11 protein-coding genes are annotated in these 16676 nt (G+C 55.9%); 4 read left to right on the top strand and 7 right to left on the bottom strand.

Going from position 1 to position 16676, the window contains the following annotated elements:
- Nucleotides 1-305: 305 nt before the first annotated feature.
- Nucleotides 306-1436: a ScyD/ScyE family protein gene (locus HDF16_RS13395; protein WP_184217280.1), complete on the bottom strand. Its 1131-nt coding sequence runs from the start codon at nt 1434-1436 to the stop codon at nt 306-308.
- A gap of 135 nt (nt 1437-1571) precedes the next feature.
- On the opposite strand from HDF16_RS13395, the gene HDF16_RS13390 reads away from it, so the two are divergent.
- Entirely contained in the window at nt 1572-3506 is a 1935-nt protein-coding gene (locus HDF16_RS13390) for a hypothetical protein (RefSeq protein ID WP_184217278.1), read from the top strand.
- A gap of 128 nt (nt 3507-3634) precedes the next feature.
- Complete coding sequence (locus HDF16_RS31255) at nt 3635-3769, top strand: hypothetical protein (RefSeq protein ID WP_281383461.1); 135 nt, start codon at nt 3635-3637, stop codon at nt 3767-3769.
- 46 nt (nt 3770-3815) lie between these two features.
- On the opposite strand, the gene HDF16_RS13385 is transcribed toward HDF16_RS31255, so the two are convergent.
- Nucleotides 3816-5657: a coagulation factor 5/8 type domain-containing protein gene (locus HDF16_RS13385; RefSeq protein WP_221312720.1), complete on the bottom strand. Its 1842-nt coding sequence runs from the start codon at nt 5655-5657 to the stop codon at nt 3816-3818.
- A gap of 449 nt (nt 5658-6106) precedes the next feature.
- On the opposite strand from HDF16_RS13385, the gene HDF16_RS13380 reads away from it, so the two are divergent.
- Entirely contained in the window at nt 6107-6295 is a 189-nt protein-coding gene (locus tag HDF16_RS13380) for a hypothetical protein (RefSeq protein WP_184217274.1), read from the top strand.
- Nucleotides 6296-6822: 527 nt separating this feature from the next.
- Here HDF16_RS13380 and HDF16_RS13375 read toward each other — a convergent pair.
- Both HDF16_RS13375 and HDF16_RS13370 read right to left on the bottom strand, forming a co-directional pair.
- The gene (locus tag HDF16_RS13375) at nt 6823-10506 is read right to left on the bottom strand and encodes an ABC transporter permease/M1 family aminopeptidase (RefSeq protein WP_184217272.1); all 3684 of its coding nucleotides are present in this window, start codon (nt 10504-10506) and stop codon (nt 6823-6825) included.
- A gap of 26 nt (nt 10507-10532) precedes the next feature.
- Nucleotides 10533-11414 (bottom strand): ABC transporter ATP-binding protein, encoded by an 882-nt coding sequence (locus HDF16_RS13370; RefSeq protein ID WP_184217270.1) that lies wholly within the window; start codon nt 11412-11414, stop codon nt 10533-10535.
- 384 nt (nt 11415-11798) lie between these two features.
- Between HDF16_RS13370 and HDF16_RS13365 the strand changes: the two genes are divergently transcribed.
- Entirely contained in the window at nt 11799-13142 is a 1344-nt protein-coding gene (locus tag HDF16_RS13365) for an SPOR domain-containing protein (protein WP_184217268.1), read from the top strand.
- Nucleotides 13143-13326: 184 nt separating this feature from the next.
- On the opposite strand, the gene HDF16_RS13360 is transcribed toward HDF16_RS13365, so the two are convergent.
- From HDF16_RS13360 to HDF16_RS13350, 3 genes are all read right to left on the bottom strand, one after another.
- Nucleotides 13327-13566 carry a DUF3606 domain-containing protein gene (locus HDF16_RS13360; RefSeq protein WP_246409055.1) on the bottom strand — a complete coding sequence of 80 codons (240 nt, stop codon included), beginning with the start codon at nt 13564-13566 and terminating at the stop codon, nt 13327-13329.
- A 594-nt stretch (nt 13567-14160) separates the two neighbouring features.
- Entirely contained in the window at nt 14161-15876 is a 1716-nt protein-coding gene (locus HDF16_RS13355) for a hypothetical protein (protein ID WP_184217266.1), read from the bottom strand.
- Nucleotides 15869-16642 (bottom strand): ABC transporter ATP-binding protein, encoded by a 774-nt coding sequence (locus HDF16_RS13350; RefSeq protein ID WP_184217264.1) that lies wholly within the window; start codon nt 16640-16642, stop codon nt 15869-15871. The genes HDF16_RS13355 and HDF16_RS13350 overlap by 8 nt, the downstream gene beginning before the upstream one ends.
- Nucleotides 16643-16676: the final 34 nt, after the last annotated feature.

Raw genomic sequence — 16676 nt, 5'->3', positions numbered from 1 at the left:
GTGCGATAATACGCCCCTGGAGTCCGACCCACACTCGCTCATCACAACGTGATAAGCGAGTGTGGGTCATGGACATATGCTCCGGGGATACAAATTATTCTGGAGCAACCAGACAACAGCAATGATGCCGCCGCCTTTAGCATTGGCTCTCAACCGCTACAGATCGGAACGCTAATAGCCCAGAGTTCCTTTCCTGATTTACGGAAGCGGCACGCGCTCGAATTTGAGCAACATATCAGCGGGACGATGGTTGACGAAGCACTCTAAGTAGAGCCCGCATTCGCGACTTCACTCAGCGCTGTCTGTTAGTAGATTGATATGCGGACGATTTCACCTGCTCCTGGAGCTGCAGCTCCGAGATTCGACACGTAGAGGTGACCATCCGGGCCAAACGTCATGGCTGTCGGCACAGTTAGACCTGTAGCGACCTCTTCAATCTCACCGTCTCGCTTCAGGCGAACCACCTTCCCGGTGCCGGGAGTCGGATAGCCAGCCTCCGGTGAGAACTCAAGGACGTAGAGGAGGCCGTCTGGTCCGAAGTCCACGCCGACAATCGTCGTGAAGCCCGCCCGTGACCCTGCGACCTTCAGCTTCTGCAATTCGGGCGACGGGTCGAGACCCGGTGCCGGATCGTGGAACCAGTTACGCGTAAGGGTCAGAATTTTCGACGAGTTGGGAGTGATCGGAAAGAGGCCGAGGTTGCCAACGAAAAAGTCACCATTTCGCTCTGCGATTGCAGTCGGAACAATATGCCCTTCGGCTTCTGATATATCGATCTCCTCTCGAATCTTACCCTCAGGAGTAATGGAAAAGACCTGTCCATGGTTTGGCTCGACCGTGTAAAGGCGGTCCCGATGAGCGACGAGGCTATAAAAGATTCCGTCTGGCTCAAAGTCCGCAGCGTTTTCATACTTTGCTTGGTGAGCCTTCAGGAAAGAACTAAGGTCGGCAATAACCTTCCACTTGCCGGTTTCGTTGTCGACTCGGACGATGGCGTTGGGGACTGAGCTGCCATGTGAGCATCCGGCGCCGGAGAGTACGGCATACAGCCTGCCGTCCAGGAATGCCAGGTCTCCGACCCCGCTGATATCAGACGGGGTATTACTGTCCACACTGGAAGGAAATCCGGAGGCGACGGTCTCTCGTTTTCCCTCTCGCGTGATCTTTGAAATTCTCGAAGTCATTCCCCCGGTATACGGTCCAATAGGGGGAATGACCTGGGCGCATTGTCCCTTGGTGGAGGTTGTGCCGCCGGTTCCTGCTTCGGCGACGTAGAGTTGTCCATCGGGGTCGAACTTGAGACCTCGCGGTCCGTTTAAGCCGGATGCATAAGTCTGGACGTTCGAGGAGAGCTGCGCTCGGGAGGTTGCCGGTACTATACTTGCGAAGCCTGTAAAACAGGTGATGGCTAGGACGAGTGCGGAACGTTTTTGCATTTGAGAATCCTCTCTTGACGGAAGCCGTTTCCCGGCACCCAAGCAACAATGTCGTAGTTCTAAGCCCGGTCCGGAAGTTTCTTGACGTAAGTTACGTGTGCTTGCACGCTCTTTCAGTCACTTGCAGCTACCGCTATGAATACGGAACTCGCGCAAATCGATCCACTCCTTGCCAACGAACAAGTCGAACGAATCGTCAGGTCTAAAGTATTTTCGGCGGCCAGCCGCAGCCAGGCCTTTCTCCGCTATGTAATCGAGAATTCGCTGGCCAACTCCGCCCCCAAAGAGTTCGCAATAGCAGTTGATGTCTTTGAAAGGGGAACTGACTATGACTCGGCGGTTGATGCCACAGTCAGAGTAGAGGCAGGCCGATTGCGAACTCGCCTGCGGGAGTACTACGCAGAGGAGGGTCAAGACGATCGGCTTTATATCGAGATTCCTAAGGGCAGCTATGCTGCTACCTTCACGGTGCGCGATGTGGCGAAGGACTCCGGCGTACCGCTTAATCTAGTCGCAACGGATCCCCGCGAAATAGGTGCCGCAATCGGGTCGGAAGCTACGGCAACAGCCGATCAAGTGCCGATCGCGGGATCTGCAAGTCGGCATTTAGCCTTGAGAGGATCGATTCTCGCGTGTTTGCTGACTCTAGTTCTTGCTGCCTCGGGCTGGTTGCTCTACGAGCACGGCAGGGCAGTCGAACCGATCCGGTCTCTCGCCGTTCTCCCCTTAGAGAACCTCTCGGGAGATCCCAACCAGGAGTACTTCGTGGACGGGATGACCGACCAATTGATCACAGAGCTGGCAAAGATCCACGATCTTCGCGTCGTCTCGCGCACGTCAGTCATGCAAGACAAGGCAAGTCATAAACCGCTGCGACAGATTGCCCAGGAACTTCATGTGGACGCCATCATCGAAGGTTCGGTGGTAAGAGCGAACGACCGAGTGAGGATCACAGCGCAACTTATTGACACTCGGGATGATACGCACTTGTGGGCACAGAGCTTCGAGGGGCGACTAAGCGATGTGTTGTCGCTTCAGGACGATGTTGCGCGACAAGTCGCATCGCAGACGAAGACTGCTCTCGCTCCGCCGGGCCAGGACCAACTTACGGGCCCGAAGCTGGTCGATCCCAAAGCATATGACGCCTACCTACGAGGCCGCTATTTCGTAGACAGGAGAGAGGGCAAAAGAGCAGCAGCTTATTTCCGGGATGCCATTGCCAACGATCCTAAATATGCTGCCGCACATGCGGGACTAGCCGAAGCGCTTATTACGATGAATGAGGTGGACGGAGTTCCTGTGGGCGAGGTCATGCCGGATGCGATCGTCGCGGCCAAACGAGCAATCGAGTTGAACCCCAATTACGGAGAGGGTTATACGGCATTAGGGACAATCGATACGATCTTCCTGTGGGACTGGACGGCTGCAGATTCAAACCTTCGCCGCGGGATCGAGCTCAGCCCCGGCAACTCTCTTGCCGAGATCCGCTATGCGATCTACTTAACATCTAGAGTTCGCACGGAAGACGCCATAGCCCACATGCGACGAGCGGTGGACCTGGATCCGCTATCATTTTTCGCAAACCGACACCTGGGAGCGACACTCTATTTGGGCAGGCACTACGACGAAGCACTGTCGGCGCTAGCCAGAGCCGCTGAAATCGCGCCGGACCAACTCGGCCTTGTTCAAGGCTGGGTGGCCAACCTATATGAAGCGGAGGGTAAGTACGATCAGTCGACCTATGCCGGACTTAGACAGGTCGAGGCTCTTATGTCAGCGAAACAAGCCGAGCCCTTACGTTCCGCTTACGAGAAGGAAGGGTGGTCAGGATTTCACGAGGCCCACCTCCATCTCTTGCTCTCCCAGGTCGGTCAACCTTGCAACTCCTATCATGTCGCCGAGGACTATCGGGCGCTTGGCAAACTCAATGAGGCCTTCCACTGGTACGGCCGGGCCCTTGATGAGCGCTGCTACTACATGGCCATCTTCAATGCAGATCCGCGGCACGATGTAATCCGACGCGATCCTCGCTTTCGCGAGCTCTTGTTGCGTATGAGACTAGTCCCGTAGAGCTAGCGGGCAAGATGCCAAGTGAGCGGACTCGGGGCGAAACGCGATGCATAGGGAATCTTCATTGATATGAGTCAACTGCTCTTCTATAGCCCATGCAAAAGTGACAACTAATAGGATCTCTGGCCATGCCGATTGGGAAAGCGGGCGACATCATCGACGAGTACTCTATAAATGTCGACGGCAAACCGAAAGACTCCTTGAGTTCGGAGTCGTTCGAGCAGAACGTCATTCTAGGAAAGCTCGCCCCGCCCAGCCGATAAAGACGGCACCCTTGGCGCCGCCTTTATCGTTCCGCGACAGCACATCTTATGGATATGTGACGACGGGGCTTACCGTTCCGGAGTTAGCGGCGCTTACAGTGCCACCCGTTCCGTTGATGACATGTGTGATTTGACCACTGCCATTGAGGAAGACTGTGCCTGCGTCATGAATAGCGATCCCATTGGATTGCGGAACTGTCATGGCATTGTCCTCGATGATGTTGATTCCGTGGTTGAAGAAGCTGTAGATGCCGAGCCCATAGGCCTGGTGCGTCTTGACGTTGTTAGCGACGACGTAAGAGGCATAGCCGTTAGCAGCCCCATCCGTCCATGAAGACTGGCTTGGTGGGTCATACGGCAGCTCGCTCTGGTAGAAGATGGTCTCGCCTCCGTTGCCACTCCAGAGCACTTGCTCCTTCTGATAGTGCTCGACTGCGAGTCCAGTTGCGGTTACATTATCTGCGTTCACAACGAGGCCATGATCAGCCTTGTTGACGGTCCAAGCGGCACCAGCGCCGTGATCTGCCCGCCACGCCCATATGTTATCGAGAATGACATTGTTGCTGTTCACCTCGAGGCTCGTGGTCGCTGTCCCAAGAGTTGCACCGCCGATCCGGAAGTAAACGTCGTTGAGCGAAGTTGGATTGGCGGAGTGATCGCGATCATCCTCACCGAATAGCTTGCCGAAGAAGCTGGCACGCCGCGGACCGACCTGCAACAGGACATCAGATCGAACCGGACCTGCGTCGAAGATTAATCCTGCCACCTGAACTCCACCGACATCGGCGATCGTCATCGCTGGGCGGCCTGTCTGCGGAACAATCGTTGCCAAGCCAAGACCCAGAACGATCGTGTTCGGATAGAGCACGTTGCTGGACTTGTCAAGGTTATAGACGCCCGGGGTGATGATGAGACTTTTGCCGAATAACAGTGCAAGGTTGATCTCGTCGACACTGACTCCAGGCCTGACGATGAAGAAGCTAGCAATTGGCTTTGAGTATCCCTGTCCCGAGCCCCCGGTCCAGTCGTTGCCGGTCGTGGCCCTCTCAGCCGTAGGAACGAAAACGTTGTATTTACCATTGCCATCGATGTACAGATACGGTTTTTCACGACTTACAGGAGTGCTTGGAAGTGTCGTGTAGGTCGGATTGGGATAGCTCTGGGCAGGCGCTCCAACCACGCCCGAAAAGACCTGGTTCCAGACAGCATTCGACCATGTGCCAATGTTGCTGTTACGGACAAAGAACTGCTGCTGAGAACCGTTGACGATCGGGCCGGTTATCGAATCGGCGATGAAACCGCCGCTGGCATACGACGGTCCCGTGCAGTAATCCATCAGCGTCATGTTGCCGTTGACATTTACTCGGCGCAGCGGGGAGGCCTGAGAGACCGCCCAGAACTCGCCGGTGTAGCAACCAGCGTTAGGCGTCGTGACATTGATGGAAAGGTTCGACAGTGAACGCCAGAAGTTATCCAGGGCGTTGCATCCCGTACTGTCGCACTGGTTGTAGACATCGATCGAACCGTTAACGACTACGTCATTCGGCGAAGCACCAAGGCCCTGAACGTCTGTATAGAAGCCGACCTGGAATTGGAGGGGCGCAGTGGCTGTGCCGTAGGTGCCCGGGGCAAAGAGAAGAGCATACCGTTGGCTTCCAAACTGGTTGCTGAGCTGCTGAGTCGTGACCGTTTGTACTGCTGTCTGGATCTGATTGGTCGACATACTCGGGGTAAAAATGAGAACGTTTGGCCCGAGGTCCGGCGCGGTTGAGCCTCCGCGCGACTGAGCGAGGGTTGTGGCATCTGTTATGCAAAATACAAACGCCACGGCTCCAACAAGCTGGAGAAGGCTGAGTTTGCGAGCAGGGCTGTTCTGGGGAACTCTCATCGTCACATCCGCTATTGATTTATTGGAGCGGGAGCACAGTAAGACGGACAGCTAAAGTTTGTCAATATGGAGATACTGCGCGTACGACGGTCTTCTAATAGAGAAGCGCTCGGGGCAATCACCCTTCAGGGCGCCGAAGGAGTGAGAACTCGCACAAGCCATGAACATACCCACCGCTATTGTCGCAGTCTTGATTATTGGCGCCTCATAGACCGACAGAGATCCCCGCGTTGTGACTCCGGATCCATGGTCTTGATCAGCGTCCTTTTCGCGCACTAGATACGTGCGTTCCCGGCTCGGCTTAGCGGCATGATCATACCTCGTGTTCAATGAGGTATGGCAAGGATTGATGGCACGACGGGACTTCGACGGATTCTGCGGAGTCGGACCATACATGTATTCCACCTTCGAGGTATTGAGATCCACGACCTGCGTTCTACGCTATTTCTATGGCAGCGCAAGCAGTTGTTTACACCACCCCGAGAAGCCCCAACGTCTTCTTACAGGACGGTCGGGCTGAGATTAGCCTAGACTTCGAGAAGCATGAGCAGGCACTCACTGCCTACCGCAATACAACACATGCTGGCCTGCGCGAGCACACGTCGAGCGGCGACGCTGCAGCCATTCGCCATTGGTGAGTCGCGGAAAAAGCGTACGACCGATATTTCACACGTTCTACCTATCGTCCGTTTACTAGACGAGAAGCACAACGTTTCCTAGGCAGCGGGCTTTGAGGTTCGATACGTCGAAGCCTTGTCCTTCGGGAAGAAGATAGGACACCAAACGGTTGTCGATCCTCAGAGGCTCGTGTTCACATCCGTGTTTATGGATCCCGGCCATCGAACGTGTTGCGATGAATGGATAAATTTCACCTTAGGGAGCGTTGGCGAAGACCGCCTTTGATGGCCCAGTGATCTTGCCTGGCCACGATCATTCCCCGGCCTAAGGATAGGTATCTCCGATCCACTGCGGGCGGTTTGTCGCGGCCCGTGTGCAGATTGTTCACCGTTCCCGCAGATTGAGTGGCAGACACGTCTGCACCTGCTGAATTCCCGAGATCTCTATGCCCTCGAACGTCTTTCCGACGAGCCCGCTCTAAAAATATTTGCGCAACCTCGTTTTTGAGAAACCTCAGCCTTCGCGACGATCGGAAACCCAAGTGATCTCAAGGTTTGCTGACATCAATCTCATTGTCGTCGGAGACCCTGTCGATGAGCTTGTTGTACGGGTCGATTCCAGCACGTGTGGGAAGTTCATCGACGACGATCTCGAAGGTCTGCTTCTCCTGCGAAAGCTTTTCCTTCTTCAAATAAAGCTGCTTCTCGTGGTTCTTCTTGCCGGAGAAAACACCTATGTCGATGTAGTCGTTCAGAGACATAGGTGTCTCCGCTCCGTTGCCGTCCGCCTTCACCTTCTTCGCCTGCACGGTCAATGTGACCTTGTATTTCTTATCGGCCGTCTCTATGTAACTCGCCGTTATCGCCTTGTTGTCGTAGAGAACGATGTTCTCGAAGGCATCGGTGATGTAGTACTGCAGCTCCGGTGGAGTTGCAGCACGGAGAGCGGCGACGAATTGCCGCGTGTCCGGATAGGGGCCGGATTGCGCGTCCGTTGCATTGGCGTACCGGTACTGCATAAGGAAGTTTCGCAACGCCGCGTTGAGCTTGTCCTCGCCTATGTAGTCGGACAAAGCATAAAGAGCAACAGAGCCCTTCTGATACCAGACATACTGCTCGTTCTGGACGAGCACAAGCGGATTCTCATGGCGAATCTCGCCGGAGCGCCCGCGCAGATAGCCGTCAAGCTCGTGAGCGAGAAACTTGCGCATGTTCTCGGTGCCGTACTTTTTCTCCATGACGCGAAGTGCAGAATACTCCGCGAGCGACTCGGACATCATGTTCGAGCCTTCGGTCTGGCTGCCGATGATCTGATGGCCCCACCACTGATGGGCAAGTTCATGGCAGGTGACGAAGTAAGCGAAGTCGATGTCGTCAGGCTTTTCGGTGCGGTCGATAAAACCGATGGCCTCGGAAAAGGGAACGGTGTTTGGGAAAGACTGCGCAAAAGTGCGGTAACGAGGAAACTCGAGGATGCGGTATTGCTTGAACTGGAAGGAGCTATAGTTCTTCTCGTAATAGTTGAGGCCCGCCTTCGTGGCTTCGATCATGTCGTCCACATCGAAGTTGTGCGCGGGTATGTGGTAGACCTCGATGTTGATGGGGCCCGCTGCACCCGCGTAAGCGACGCGTTTGACGTCGTATCGAGCGGAGATAAAGCTGAAGAAGTCAGCGGTCTTGACTTCACCCATGTCGTAGGTGAAGTAGTGGCGGCCATCCTTATGCCAATCGGCCTGAAGATATCCGGGGGAGATCGCGATCTGCGGCTTGCCTTCGTTGTCGGAGTCGGAGGTGCTGACTGTGGTGTGGAAGGTGATCCAATCGGATTGCTTGGTAAAGAGATTGGTCACTGAGCCGAGTGCATCGTCGCGATGCGGAAGAAGCTCCAGCTCGCCGAGCTTCTCTTCGTGGCGGCGGCGCGGGTCGTCGAGTTCGACGCCACTGTCATAGCCGATGGTGGGAAAGTAGCCGCTGTCGAAGAACGTGCCGGAGTAGGCGAACTCAGCGCGTTCGTGGCCATCCTTGAAGCCGCGGCTGATGTGGGCGAGCGAGAAGGTCATGTCGAGCTTCTCACCCGGCGCGAGCGGAGTTTCGAACTGGTAGATGGTGTATTGACCACCGGGACTGGTGGAGATGATGTGGAAGGGGCGGTCGAAATGGACGTTCGAGATCGAGGGCTGGAGATCGATAGAACCGAACGCGGCGGCGTGTGCGTCTGAGATATGGATCTGCGAGATCTGTGCGGAGGTCTTATTCTGCAGCAGGTAATGGCCCGTGCCGGTGAAAGATCGACGCTCGGGGAAGATGTCTATATTGGCGTCGACGGCGATGATCTTGGGCATCGGCTGGCGCTCATACTTCTTATAAGCGCGCTCGTAGTCCGCCTGGAGGACGCGGCCTTGTTTGGCGCTGATGAACTGGTTCAGGATGTGGGCGTTGTAGAAGAACCAGCCTCCGCTGCCGAGGGTGACGAGCAGGAAGAAGATGCCGGCAGGTAGAAGCCTAGGGGCACGCTGGCGAGCCAGCTTGAAGCGCGAGGCCCAGCCCTCCTCCGCTCCACGGCGGGCGAGCGCGATGGAGATGACTCCCAGCACACACATGAAGCCCAGCCAGTAGCTGGTAGACCAGATCAACGCCTGCACAAAGTGGCCGTAGCCATTCATGTCCGAGTAGGTGACCGAAGTCGTGTTGCCGATGAGATAGAGCGTGTTCTCCCATCCGAAGCTCTGCAGGATGGGTGTGACGACGAAGACGAGGATGACGAGTCCGTGACCAATGAACTTGTTCGAGACGACGGTCTGAATGAAGAGCGCCAGCAGGACATAGATCAGCACCTGCGGGAAGGTTACGAGGTAGAGCTCTTTCGCGTACTGGAGCAGCTCGTAGTGGTAGTATCCGGCGACGATCTGCATGATGACACCACATAGACCAGCGACGGTCAGCAGCACGAGCTCTACGAAGCACAGGGCGGTCAGCTTCGAGAGCCAGTCCGTAGTCTCGCGCATGGGGAGTGCGTCGTGAATGCCGGCGAAATGTGTGTCGCGTTCGCGCCAGATGAGCTCCGCACCATAGAGCGTGGCGACGATGTAGAAGAAGAGACTTGCGCCACCTTCGACGGACTGCAGCATGAGATAGGTGACGGGCCAGACGTTCTCTCCACCCCGACGACCCGCGAAGTGGCCATTGTTGAGGCTGATAGCCGCCATGAGAAAGAGGATTCCCCAGAAGGGAACTTCATGGACGATGTTCGAGATGCGGATGCGGGTAAGCGAGACGAACTGGGCGAAGGAAGTTCCGGGGCCGAAGATCTGGTTGACGCGTGGCAAAGGGATCGCAACCAGCGAGCGGCGAGGCTTAACAGTTTCTTCCTGCTCTCGCTGAAGATTCGCGCGTTTGCTACTGGATTTGGCGGTGAGCGATTCGACCGACATGGGAAAGAACTTCCAGACAGCGAGCAGAGCGAGCAGGCCGATGGAGCTCCATAGCAACCGGTTATAGAGGAATACCCCGGACCACGAGTAAAGCAGCGTGTTCTTCTCGATCACCGTCCAATAGCGGGTAATGGCGTCGTTATAGAGGAAGCCAATGGGGTCGAGAATGGCCGACCAGAAGTGTTCGAGCGAGCGCGTAGCAGAGAACGCGTTGACGCCAATGATGTAGAGCATGAAGATCGCCGCACCCTGCAGATACACGATGAATATCTTGCGCGAGAGCGCCGCGACAAGGAAGAACAGAGATCCCAGGAAAAAGATCTGGACTACAGCTACGGAGAAGAACGGCTGAAGGTACCAGAGGAGATGATTGGGCGCTATCCGCGCGTGGTCCGCCCAAGGAGCGAATGTCCCGATGAAGCCGCCGAACAGCATCCCCGAGAATGCGAAGACAGTTGCGACGAAAGAGCCTGCCCAGCGGCCGCCGAGGTAAGCGAACTTCGAGATGGGCTTAGTGAAGAGAATCTGGATGGTGTCGCGCTGAAAGTCGCGCAGGATCGACGTGCCGAAGATGGCGGCGATGACGATGACGCCGAAGAAGCTGGCACCGATGTAGTTGTAGGTATTCGCGTACGGACCATTCAGCAGGATCTTGCCGTTAGCATTGCCGATCGGTCCGAAGCTCTCGCTTGCGATGCAGAGAAACTCGAAGGCAAACCAAAGTAGAAAGTAGACGTACGTCGAGACGCTCTTGGCGCGAAACTTGAGCTCAAAGGTGAAGAACTCCCAGAACTGGGTCATGATGCTGGTCTCCTGTCTCGTCGTGGTTAGTTCTTCGACTGTTTGGCGAGGTTGAGGAAGTACACGTCTTCGAGCCCTGAATCGACCGGCGTGAAACCTTCACCGGGACTTGCATCGGCGTAGATGCGGACCTCATGCAGACCACCCACCAGATGCGTCGAGATGACGTTCAGACTCGCTTCCAGGGCGCGAAGCTCATCGTCCGTGGAGACGACCTTGCTCCAGATCTTACCCTTGAGCTCCTGCAGCGAATCAGCAGGCGAGCCTTCGAGCAACAGTTCTCCGTTGGCGATGATAGCCATGCGCGGGCACAGTTCGCGAACGTCTTCGACGATGTGCGTGGACAGGATCACGGTCACGTTCGAGCCGATCGAACTGAGAAGATTAAGGAAGCGGTTGCGCTCGGCAGGATCAAGACCGGCGGTGGGTTCGTCGACGATGATGAGCTTTGGATTGGCGAGCAGCGCCTGCGCAATTCCGAAACGCTGCTTCATGCCGCCGGAGTACGTGCTGAGCGCCTTCTTACGTGCCGCCCAGAGATTGGTCTGGTTCAGCAGCGCGTCCACCATTTGGTTCCGCTCAGTCTTGTTGGTAATGCCCTTCATGATGGCAAGGTGTTGCAACATGTCGAGCGCCGACATCTTGGGGTATACGCCGAACTCCTGCGGCAGATACCCGAGAACTTTGCGGACCGCGTCTTTCTCTTTGAGCACATCCAGACCATCGAGGAAGATCGTTCCAGTGTCGGGATCCTGAAGAGTGGCGACGGTGCGCATGAGGCTGCTTTTGCCGGCTCCGTTTGGTCCAAGGAGGCCGAACATGTTGTTGCCAATGGTGAGAGAGAGGTTTTTGAGCGCTTTCACGCCGTTCGGATACGTCTTTGAGAGACCGGTGATGGTGAGTGCCAAACGGGTGTCCTCCAGTTCTTGTGATCCCCTACTTCCTCGTGTAAACGGACTTTATCATGACATGGCGCTTATCCAGCATCGGATATGAAGCTCGTACGCGATCAGGCAAACTCCAATGTCAGCGAGTGCAAGCCAATCTATCCCGGCGATCAATCCCTTGCCCGACGAAGATCATTCGAATGATCTGCCCTGCTAGGTCTCGGCTCGGTGAGATCCGGTAGGCCCGGGCCTCCATCTCGCTGCACGCGTAATCCACTCCATTGTTTGCGATAATGGCCTTGGAGCAAAGGCAATTCCGTTAGCATGCTCGGCGCGCTTGTCTTCTTGTAGCATTTGCCGTTCGGCACTCCTGTCTTGACTCACTCCCATTGAAGGATTTGACCGATGCAGCTATGGACCGAGTACGAAGGCGTCACCATCGACGGCGCTTATCCTTTGCAGAAGCTTCTATTGCCGGAAGGTCGAAGCGCGTTCTACTCCACCACCGGTCCTAACGGTGAGTTGAAGGTAGTACGCCTCATCGAGTGCCACTTCGATGAAGAAGACATCCTCGCTCGTTGGCGTAGCGTGGAGGCATTGAACCACCCGAACTTTCTAAAGTTTGAGCACTTTGGGCAAACCGACATCGATGGCCGTCCAGTCGTCTATGCAGTGCTGGAAAAGGTGGATGCGAACCTTGCTGAGGTGCTTGATCGCGGAACGCTGTCGTCTGACGACGTAGCTCAGCTCGGATTAAGCCTGGTGGCAGCACTTGATGTGCTTCACACCCACGGCTTCATTCACGAGCATGTAGAGCCACGCAACGTCTTTGCCCTGAATGACACTGTCAAACTGCGTAGCGATTGCATCCGTGAAGCTCCTGAGGGCGAGGCAGGCCGCGCCGCAAAACAACGCGATGTGAGCGACCTAGCGAACGTGCTGCTCCGGGGTATAACGCAACGTGGATCGGTTGAGGGCCTGCCCGACTCTCTCCTGCCAAAGCCATTCAACCAGATCATCCGCAAGGGACTCGATGGCACATGGGGTCTTGAGAACATCAGGGCTGCGCTCGAAGACTATTCTGCTTCAAAGCAACCCGTAGAACCGGCTTTGAACGGCTTGTCCCCGGCACCTGCAGCTGCGGCAAAGACTTCTATGCCGCCGGAGGCTTCGCTTCCGCTTCCTCTGCTTAACGAGGAGCTGAACATGAGATCTGTTCGCGCGAACCCGCGCGAGGTTGCTCGAACTGAAGGCAAGGGCTTCTCGCTTAGTCCCAGGTGGTTAGGGATCGTCGGCATGGTAAGTCTTCTTGTGATCGGGTTCCTATGGGTACATGGACGTGCGGGCGAGGCAAAGCGACTCGAAGGGTCGAAGGCTGAGGCCGTTTCAAAGCCTGCGGTCCAGGAGCCTGCCCGTTCGGCTGCCCAGCCGAATGGGCAGATCTCGAACGTCTTAACACCAAAGCCTAGCGCTCAAGGAGTGGGCCTCAACGCAATGGCTGGTCATAGTGCCGGATGGCGGGTGATCGCGTACACCTATAACCGCAAGCCGGATGCTGAGAAGAAGGTGTCAAGCATCGCTCAGAGCCATCCAGAGCTAAAGCCAGTGGTGTTCACTTCGAGCGGTCATTCGCCGTATCTCGTCTCCATAGGCGGAGTCATGGATCAGCAAGCGGCCTATGCTTTAGCCCGGCGATCCCGTTCCCTGGGATTACCCCACGACATGTACGCACAGAACTACAACCGCTGAAACTTTCCAGCAGGACTGTACGAGCGACGCAGTTCCCATAATGTCGTGTTGCGGGAGGCACGCTGGCGGATGCTTGCCCCGGAACTTCGAATGCGAGGCTCGAATGTTTCGTGCAGTCTGCCTGCCATCTTTGCTGACAATGTCAAATCTCATGTCTATGACGCCGTATGGCTTCAGCTGATCTTTACGCGTTCTGCTCAATGGCCGCTTGTACCTTCGCAACCGATGTGCCATGCACCCGCACCAGCTCGTGCAATGCGTGGCCGGATACGCCCAACTCCGCAGCCCAGTAACGTATATCCGAAGCCAGTTTTGGGTTTATGTGTTCTGCGTCGTGCGGTGCCTTCGGAACCTCATCGTTCAGTGTCTGCAGTGTGTCGAAGTCGGTCGGTTTGATTCCCATCTCTCGAGTTGGATCTGACATGCTTTTGTGGCTCCTTCCTCGATGCGATGTCTGGCGACGACCCGGGGATGTCTCACCCCGGAAAAGGTTCACGGATTGTAAGCCTGCCGAACGGCCGCCACTGACTGCTGGAGAACCCTGAAGTCCCGGTCGATTTGCCTCGACGGATCCGAGTGTAGACAAACCGGACAGGCACTCAACGTCTCTCGGCGCGACAATTTACGTCGCCGGACGTCTGTTAGAATCATCATGACTGCTTTGCCGGTGTTATTCAGTGTCGCTACCTGCGCCGTCGATGAAGCTCCGACGTTCGTGCTTGCAAAAGAGATACTCGCACGCGTCAGCGTCGCCGAAGTGGTACCCAATCCCGACAGTTGAATCGTGTTGAGCCCGGCGATCGTGTCATCAATGATTGAGAACACTGCGGACCTGTTGCCCCCTGCGGAAGGCGTGAAGATGAAGCCGATCTTGCAACTGCGTCCCGAAGCAAGTGGCGTGGTGAAGATGCATGTCGTCGTATTCGGATCCATGGTGAAGTCCGAACTATTTCCTGGAGTGAACGCTAGACGGCCAAAGTCGAGGTTCGATTCATAACAGTCTCAGTGGAGCACCGCACTAATTCAGCCCTAGCAACTGGAACTCTCCTTCATACCCTTCCATCTCTTCTTCTATCTCCTCCGGTCGGTCCTCGATCTTACGTGCCAATCGGTTGAAGCCGAGAGCAACGCTTGAGACGAGCAGGAGTCTCCCCACATGCTTCTCCATATGGATCTCGAGGGCTATCACGCCATAGACGAACAAGGGAAAGAAGCCCAGGTACAGCGTCAGCAGGAGGGGAAGATTCGTCTTACCCGGCATTCGCGCCCTATTGAAGGGAACGCTGGGCTCGCCCAGGAAGAAGGCATCTGTCAGCAAGCTGCAAAGACTCAACCCAACAATCGCCTGCACAAGGAGCAGTTTGAATCCCCATTCTTCTGCCGTGAGTACAAGCATCACGAGAAGCAGGATGGCACAGGCACACAAGAAGACCCAGCGCCTCGCCGCATCAGCACACTCTCGAATGCTCACTCCGGTAATCCGGAAGATCCATCCTGCCGAAAGGTTGAGTGGCAATGCGAACGCGATCCGTAGCCCAGAGATCATCCAAAAGAGAAGAAGAGGAAGAGTTGCGTGCAGACCGCGTTCTGAGACTATCGGCAGGAACCTGGAACCATCGGTGGAGAAGTCGACGGCGCAGGCAGCCGCTAGTGAAACTCCCACCCCGCCATACATCGCCAGATAGACCTGGTACCTGTTACTCCGTGTCAGTGTCTGCCAGATGAACGCAAGGATCGCGATCTCTCCAGTCCGGCGACTACCCAAGCGAATCAAGCAGCGCAACCACCACGCATGCCGGCTCAGACCGCTGGAAATTCCTTCGACCGCGAGCCTGCGCATGCGCACCCACGCAATCGGATAGGTCAGCGTCGCTACCACCAGCGCCATTCCCGTTGCACGAAGGCCATACTGTGCCATCGGATGCGCGAAGGGAGGCCCGCTAGAGCCATGGAGGATGTCTTCATAGACGCCGAGAAACCATAGGGGCGGCATCCAACGCGCCCATCCAATCGGCGTCGACAGAACCAACGGCAGAGCATCGCCCAATTTTCCGTAAAACAGAAAACACAGTATCAGTATTGCCACGGAGAACATCTGAACAAAGGGCGATATCAGTCGGAACAGGGCTGTATTCAGAATGCAAAGTAGGATGCCGCTGAGTGCGAGAAAGAACGCGGCGGCAAAGGTTCCAGCCAGTGCTGCGGCAATAACTTGAGCGTAGGCTTGCCGGAAGACGTCGCCAATCGTCGCTGCGGGGAGAGCCAGCTCCCCAGCAACAAAGCGATCTGGAAAGGCGAAGTCACCACTTGTCACTACAGGAAGCACCAGCGCCCCAAGGATATTGCAGGCAAAGAGAAAGAGCCAAAAGAAGCCGACTAACGCAATGACCTTCGATGTGAGAAGCTGCCAGGATTTTATGGGAAGTGACGAAAGCACCAGAAAATCCAACCGGTCAGGGAACAGCATCTCCCACTGAAAGATCGCGACGACACCCATCACCGCAAACGAATACAAGACGAAGAAGTATTGGTCCTCGATCGCGCCCCACGCCGGCCTTCGGGGATAGTGGTTTTCCAGGAAGAAGGCTGTGATCAATCCCGGAGCGGCAGTGGCTGCGAGAGCACGTACAACGGTCGTTAGAGTCTCACCTTCGACCCGGACGGTATCGCTATCAAAGAAACGTCGAAAGAAATGCGCCGTCAACACACGAAGGACATTGGCCGGGTTAGTCATGGCTCACCTTCATGACTTCAACTACCTGATTCGCGATCCGCAACGTATCCGTCTGTCGAACAAGTTGAGCAAAGACGCTTTCGAGTGTCGGCAACTCCATCAGCCTCGTCAGCTCACGTGGCGGTGCGTCCGCGACGATCTTGCCCTTAGCCAGCACAATCACTCGATCGCAGACCTGCTCCACCACCTCCAGCACATGCGAGATGTAGAGGATGGCCTTGCCTTCCCGCGCCAACAGGACGAGCAGGTCCTTAAAGAGGCGAGCAGACACCGCATCAAGTCCGGACAGCGGCTCATCAAAGACGATCAATCGAGGATTATGCAGCAACGCGGCAGCAAGAAGCACCCGCTGCTTCATGCCCTTCGAATAGTCCGACAGCGAAGAGTACTGCGCGCTTTCGAGCGAGAGCAATTGCAGCAGGGAACGGGCTTTCAACTCAAGAACCCGTTCCTCCAGCCCGCGCAACCGGCCCACCAGTTGCAGATACTCTAGGCCGGAGAGATGTGTGTAGACATGCGCCTCTTCAGGTACATAACCCAACTGAGCCCTATAGGCCGCCAGATCGTAATGGATGTTTCGGCCGGCGAAAAGGACCTTTCCCTTTGTCGGTTGAATCATTCCGATGACCATCTTGACCGTGGTCGACTTACCCGAGCCATTGGGGCCGAGGTAGCCGAGCACCTCGCCTTCTCTGAGCACAAAGTTGATGTCCTCGACGGCGGGTATGCTGCGGTAGCTTTTGGAAGCGTGTTGAAGTTCAAGCATCTCTCACCCCTATGTAGTGTACTACTTCGTGCTA

It is taken from the genome of Granulicella aggregans (assembly GCF_014203275.1).
Taxonomy (GTDB): domain Bacteria; phylum Acidobacteriota; class Terriglobia; order Terriglobales; family Acidobacteriaceae; genus Edaphobacter.
Note: the sequence above shows the minus strand (reverse complement) of the source record. Positions and strands in the feature narration are given on the sequence as shown.